This is a genomic window from Aestuariivirga sp. (assembly GCF_044239095.1).
Classification (GTDB): Bacteria; Pseudomonadota; Alphaproteobacteria; order Rhizobiales; family Aestuariivirgaceae; genus Aestuariivirga.
Genome location: NZ_JBIICB010000277.1, coordinates 1 through 5,562 on the forward strand (window position 1 = coordinate 1; position 5,562 = coordinate 5,562).

Below are 5,562 nucleotides of genomic sequence, written 5' to 3' on the forward strand. Positions count from 1 at the left end.
GCTCTATATGAGCCTATCCCCACCAAGCTGTCGTTGAGACAGGGAACCTGAAACACCGGTTCTCAAGGAGAGAAAGATCATGTCCCGCATACCGCTGATGCCCAAGGCCACTGCTGTCTGGCTCGTGGAGAATACCGGGCTCACCTTCCGGCAGGTTGCCGATTTCTGCCACCTGCACGAACTCGAGGTGAAGGGCATCGCCGACGGCGACGTGGCTGCCGGCATCAAGGGGCTCGATCCCGTCACCGGCGGCCAACTCACCCGCGAGGAAATCGCGAAGGGCGAGAAGGACCCGGAGTACCGGCTGAAGATTCTTGAGTCCAAGGTGAACATCCAGGTTCAGAAGGCGACCTCGGGTCCGCGCTACACGCCGGTCTCCCGCCGCGGTGACCGGCCGGACGCCATCGCCTGGCTGCTCCGCTATCATCCCGAGCTGCCGGATTCCGCCATCATGAAGCTCGTGGGCACCACCAAGTCGACGATTACCTCAGTGCGCGAAAGGTCGCACTGGAACGCCGCCAACATCAAGCCGGTGGACCCCGTCTCACTCGGCATCTGCTCGCAGCTCGACCTCGACTTCGCGGTGCAGAAGGCGGCGCGCAAGGCCGGCAAGCCGGCAAACGAGTCAACGCCCGTGCGCACCCTCATTCCGGCCTCCGAAGTCGAGGGAACGGCAGCCCATGCCGCCGCGCATGCCGATGATGAGCAGCCCACCTTCGCACCCTCTGTGCGCGAGGAGGAGCGCTCCTATGACGCCGACTCGGTTTTTGCCAAGCTCAAGCCGCTCGCCCGCAAGCAAGTGGAAGAGGAATAGGACCGGTTATGCGCATTCTCGTGGTTGGTGCGGCAGGCACCGTGGGGCAGGCGGCTGTCAAGGCGCTTTCCCAGCGGCATGACATCGTGCGCGCTGGCCGCAGCGCAGGCGACGTGACAGTCGACCTCATGGATGAGACGTCGGTGACGGCGATGTATGCCCGGCTCGGCAAGATCGACGCCGTGGTGGCCTGCGCCGGACACGTGCATTTCGGCCCGATTGCGGCCATGGCGCCCGGACAATTCCGGAAAGGCCTGGACGACAAGCTCATGGGGCAGATCAACCTCGTGCTGCTTGGCCTGCCGCTCGTGAACGACGGCGGATCCTTCACGCTGACCAGCGGCGTTCTTGACCGCGACCCCGTGCGCCAGGGCGCCAATGCCGCCGCCGTCAATGGCGCGATCGGCGCCTTCGTCAAGTCGGCCGCGATCGAGATGCCGCGCGGGCTCCGCATCAACGCCGTCAGCCCCGGCCTTCTCGAGGAATCCGAGAAGAAATACGAAGGCTTCTTCCCCGGCCATGAAACGGTTTCATCTGCCCGCGTCGGCCTTGCCTATGTGAAGAGCGTCGAGGGCGCGCTCACCGGTCAGGTCATCACCGCCGGGTGATTGCCGAAGCGGTTGCCGGGCTGGTAGCCTCTCCCGCCTGAGGAGAGCTTCCATGCCGCGCGACAATCGCTTCGACATTCTTTTCGAGCCCGTGAGGATCGGGCCCGTCACGGCGCCCAACCGCTTCTACCAGGTGCCGCATTGCTCGGGCATGGGCTACCAGCTGCCTTCTACGCTGGCCGCCATGCGGGGCATCAAGGCGGAAGGCGGCTGGGGTGTGGTCAACACCGAATACTGCTCCATTCATCCCTCATCGGACGATATTCCGCATCCCTTCGCGAGCCTGTGGGACGAAGACGACGTCCGGAACATGGCGGCGATGGCTGATGCGGTGCATGCGCATGGCGCGCTGGCTGGCACCGAGCTCTGGTATGGCGGCATGCGGGCATCGAACCATGCCTCGCGCGAGGTGGCTCTCGCCCCCTCGAGCCTGCCTGCCATGGAATCGCCCTGGCAATGCGCCCGCATGGATCTGGACGACATCCGCCAGTTCCGCGGATGGCACAGGGCGGCCGCCCTCAGGGCCAGGCAGGCGGGCATGGACATCGTCTATGTCTATGCTGCGCACAGCTACATTCTCGGCCAGTTCCTCGACCGCGACATGAATGCCCGCGGCGACGCCTATGGTGGCACGCTGATGCAGCGCGCCCGTCTGCTGCGCGAGGTGCTGGCCGAAACGCGCGACGCGATCGGTGACACTTGCGCGGTGGCGCTGCGCATCGAGGTCGACAATGAGGATGGCGGCGGCTTCGCGGAGCGCTCGGAGCTGCTCGCATCGCTCGCGCCTTCGGTCGATCTGTTCGATGTGACGATCGCGGACTATTCCCAGGAGATGGGCGGATCGCGCTTCGTGAAGGAAGCCTCGCTCGAAACGCGCATCGCGCATGTGCGGGCCATCACCGGAAAGCCCGTGGTGAGTGTCGGCCGCTTCACCTCGCCCGAGACGATGCTGTCGCAGGTCAAGCGCGGCGTGGTGGACTTGATCGGCGCGGCGCGGCCTTCAATCGCCGACCCCTTCCTGCCCGCCAAGATCGCCGAAGGCCGCGAGGACGATATCCGCGAATGCATCGGCTGCAACATCTGCTATGCGCACAACAGCCGCGGCGCCGCCATCCGCTGCACCCAGAACCCGACCATGGGCGAGGAGTGGCGGCGCGGCTGGCACCCGGAGAAGATTGCTCTCGCAAAGACGCGAGAGCAGGTGCTGGTCGTCGGCGCGGGGCCCGCGGGCCTCGAGGCGGGCCTCATGCTGGCCAGGCGCGGCCACGAGGTGAAGATCGCCGATGCCGGCCAGTCCCCCGGTGGCCGCCTGCAGTGGGAGACGAAGCTGCCGGGCCTGGCCGAATGGGCACGCGTGCGGGACTGGCGGCTGCACCAGATCTCAAAACTCCCGAACGTCGAGATGTTCCGTGACAGCCGCATGGGTGCGGACGACGTGATCGGCCTTGGCATTCCGCATGTGGTGATCGCCACCGGCAGCCACTGGCGCACCGACGGCCGTGGCCGCAGCATGCATGCGGCCGCGGCCTCCTTCGATGATCCGCGCACGCTGGCGCCCGAGCGGGCGGCTGCCACGCAGATCACAGGGCCTGCCGTGGTCTTCGACGACGACAACTACTACCTCGCCGCTGCCATCGCCGAGCATGTGGCGCGCGCCGGAGTGCCCGTCACCTACGTGACCAGCGAGGGCAAGGTGGCGGAATGGTCCGTCTACACGGCCGAACAGCCGCGAACCCATGCACGGCTGCTGGAACTGGGCGTGACGGTGATCGTGAACACCCTCGTTGCGGGCCTGCGGCCAGGGTCCGCCGTGCTGCGCTGCGTATTCTCGGGCGCCGAGAGGGAGATCGCTGCTGAAACATTCATTCCCGTCACCTCGCGCGAGGGAGATGATGCGCTCTACAGTGCGCTCAAGGGCAGGGGGCTCGCGACACTGTCTCTCATCGGTGATGCGCGCGCGCCTGGCCTCATTGCCCATGCCGTCTATGCGGGTCACCGGCTGGCGCGCGAATTTGGCGACGGCGAAGCCGTGGCGCGGCGGGAGCGGGCGCTGATCATTCCTTGACGGGCACCGTGTAGTTCAGCGGCATGCGGCCGCCGTCCACGTAGATCGTCTCGCCGGTGACGTAGCTCGAATCGTCCGACACGAGGAATGCCGCAATGGAGGCCACTTCGGAAGGTGCGCCGATGCGCCCCATCGGCGTGCGGGACATGGCGCGGTTCATGGCAGTCTTGTCAGCCAGAACGCCGCGGGCCATGTCCGTCTCGATGGTGCCGGGACCTATGGCGTTGACCCTGATTCCGTGGGGCGCCAGAGCGATGGATGTGGCGCGCGTCAACTGTGAGACCCCGCCCTTCGACATGCAGTAGGTGACGATGCCGGGAATGGCGAGCGTGTCGTTGACGGATGACATGTTGACGATGGCCCCGGGCTTCCGCCCCGCCTCCGCCTGCTTCACCATGTGCCGCGCGCAAGCCTGCAGCATGAGGAAGGAACCCTTGAGATTGATGCCGATGACGCGGTCGAAGTCGGCTTCCGAAACATCGAGGAAATCAGCACCCACCGCGATCCCGGCATTGTTGACCAGAATATCGATGGCGCCGAACCGCTCAACCACGGACGAGACAAGGGCATTCACCTCGGCCGACTTTGAGACGTCGCAATGCATGAAGGTGGCGCCAAGGGCGTTGGCGGCTGCCTGTCCCGTGTCGTCCAGTATGTCGGACAACACCACCGTGGCTCCCTCGGCTGCCAGGCGTTCCGCGATGGAAAGCCCGATGCCGCGGGCTGCTCCGGTGACGATGGCGATACGGTCGTTCAGTCTCAAGGCACATGCTCCTGCAGGAAGGGACGGGTTCAGAACATCCCGCCGTTGTCGGAATCGACGATGATTGAGGCCAGCATCACGTGATGCGGCCGTGAGAGTGAGAAGATCACCGTTTCCACGATGTCGCGGTTGGTGACGTGCGAGTCAGCACCACGGGGTGCGTCCCACGCCACGGCGTTCAGTGGCGAGATATCCTCGAGATAGGGCGGGAAGACTGCCTGCACCCGCACCGGCCGGCCCTTCAGTTCCTGCCGCAGCCCGTCGTTCATGGCGGCCTGAGCCTGCTTGCTTGCGGCATAGGCGACGGACGCGCTCTGAAGCCGCGCATTGGGGAGGCCGGAGATCGAAACGATGGTCATGATGTCGCCCGCGCCCGACTTCTCGAGTATGGGCACCAGGCCGCGCGTCAGCAGCAGCGTGCCGGTGACGTTGGCGGCGATGGTCTGGCTGATCGCCAGTGCATCATGTTCCTCCATGCGGCCCGGCAGCCACTGCGCGGCGTTGTTGATAAGGATGTCGAGCGGCCGGCTTTCATCCCTCAGCCCCTTGGCAAAAAGGGTCACGGCTGAAGGATCAGCCATGTCGAGCAGGCGTAGCTCCGGCTTGCGGCCACAGCGGAGCCTGATCGATTCGGCAAGGCTCGTCAGGTTTTCGGTGTTGCGGCCCGTCAGCATGAGCTCGGCGCCCTGGTCGGCCAGCACCACGGCCAGCGCTGCGCCAAGGCCACGGCCCGCACCTGTGACAATCACGCGCTTGCCTTCGAATGACACGCCCGTCTCCCTCTTCAATATGTATCCGCCGCCCTCACCGAGCGCGCGAAGACAGCGATGATAAGCGCTGCGATGACGGTGAGGAAGAGGGCGGTGTTGATGTCGGTAAGCTGTGCTGCAAAGCCGATGAGCGGCGGCCCGAGGAGAAAGCCGCTGTATCCCAGCGTCGTGACCGCGGCAATGCCGCGGCCCGGCGCGTCGGGCTCCAGCCGCCCTCCGCCCGCGAACAGAACGGGCGCGATGTTGCCAAGCCCGAGGCCTGCAAACACGAAGGCCGCGATCGCGAGCCAGGGCGTTGGTGCGCTGAGCGCGAGGGCCGTTCCGCCCGCCGCCAGCAGCGCACTCCACACGACCATGCGAACCGCCCCGATGCGCAGCCTGATCCAGTCGCCCGTCAGGCGTGCTGCCGCCATGCCGCCCTGGTAGAAGCCGAAGCCAAGTGCGGCGAGACCGGCGTCGATCTCGAACTTCTGGCGCATCATGATGGCGGCCCAGTCGAGGATCGAGCCTTCGATCATCAGCGCCAGGAAACACAGGAGCCC

General features: G+C 65.8%; 6 protein-coding genes. 3 read left to right on the forward strand and 3 right to left on the reverse strand.

The genetic code is table 11. From position 1 onward, the window contains the following. Positions 1-79: 79 nt before the first annotated feature. Genes ACILRA_RS18980 through ACILRA_RS18990 form a run of 3 tightly spaced genes read left to right on the forward strand, consistent with a single transcriptional unit; the run spans position 80 to position 3,487 of the window. Positions 80-814 carry a DUF1013 domain-containing protein gene (locus ACILRA_RS18980; RefSeq protein ID WP_395663628.1) on the forward strand — a complete coding sequence of 245 codons (735 nt, stop codon included), beginning with the start codon at positions 80-82 and terminating at the stop codon, positions 812-814. A gap of 8 nt (positions 815-822) precedes the next feature. Next, a complete protein-coding gene (locus ACILRA_RS18985) occupies positions 823-1,422 on the forward strand; it encodes a short chain dehydrogenase (protein WP_395663629.1) in 600 nt (199 codons plus the stop codon). A gap of 52 nt (positions 1,423-1,474) precedes the next feature. Then, the gene (locus tag ACILRA_RS18990; protein WP_395663630.1) at positions 1,475-3,487 is read left to right on the forward strand and encodes an FAD-dependent oxidoreductase; all 2,013 of its coding nucleotides are present in this window, start codon (positions 1,475-1,477) and stop codon (positions 3,485-3,487) included. Here the strand turns inward: ACILRA_RS18990 and ACILRA_RS18995 are convergent. The 3 genes from ACILRA_RS18995 to ACILRA_RS19005 form a co-directional block, all read right to left on the reverse strand. Beyond that, positions 3,477-4,250 carry an SDR family NAD(P)-dependent oxidoreductase gene (locus ACILRA_RS18995; protein ID WP_395663631.1) on the reverse strand — a complete coding sequence of 258 codons (774 nt, stop codon included), beginning with the start codon at positions 4,248-4,250 and terminating at the stop codon, positions 3,477-3,479. The genes ACILRA_RS18990 and ACILRA_RS18995 overlap by 11 nt on opposite strands. A 29-nt stretch (positions 4,251-4,279) precedes the next feature. Then, positions 4,280-5,020 (reverse strand): SDR family oxidoreductase, encoded by a 741-nt coding sequence (locus tag ACILRA_RS19000; RefSeq protein WP_395663632.1) that lies wholly within the window; start codon positions 5,018-5,020, stop codon positions 4,280-4,282. A 14-nt stretch (positions 5,021-5,034) separates the two neighbouring features. After that, the coding region (locus ACILRA_RS19005) for an MFS transporter (RefSeq protein ID WP_395663633.1) at positions 5,035-5,562 on the reverse strand (528 nt) is incomplete at its 5' end.

What these genes read in the sequence shown, in the direction of transcription:
- ACILRA_RS18980 (WP_395663628.1), top strand. Translation starts at nt 80, where the DNA reads ATGTCCCGCATACCGCTGATGCCCAAGGCCACTGCTGTCTGGCTCGTG.
- ACILRA_RS18985 (WP_395663629.1), top strand. Translation starts at nt 823, where the DNA reads ATGCGCATTCTCGTGGTTGGTGCGGCAGGCACCGTGGGGCAGGCGGCT.
- ACILRA_RS18990 (WP_395663630.1), top strand. Translation starts at nt 1,475, where the DNA reads ATGCCGCGCGACAATCGCTTCGACATTCTTTTCGAGCCCGTGAGGATC.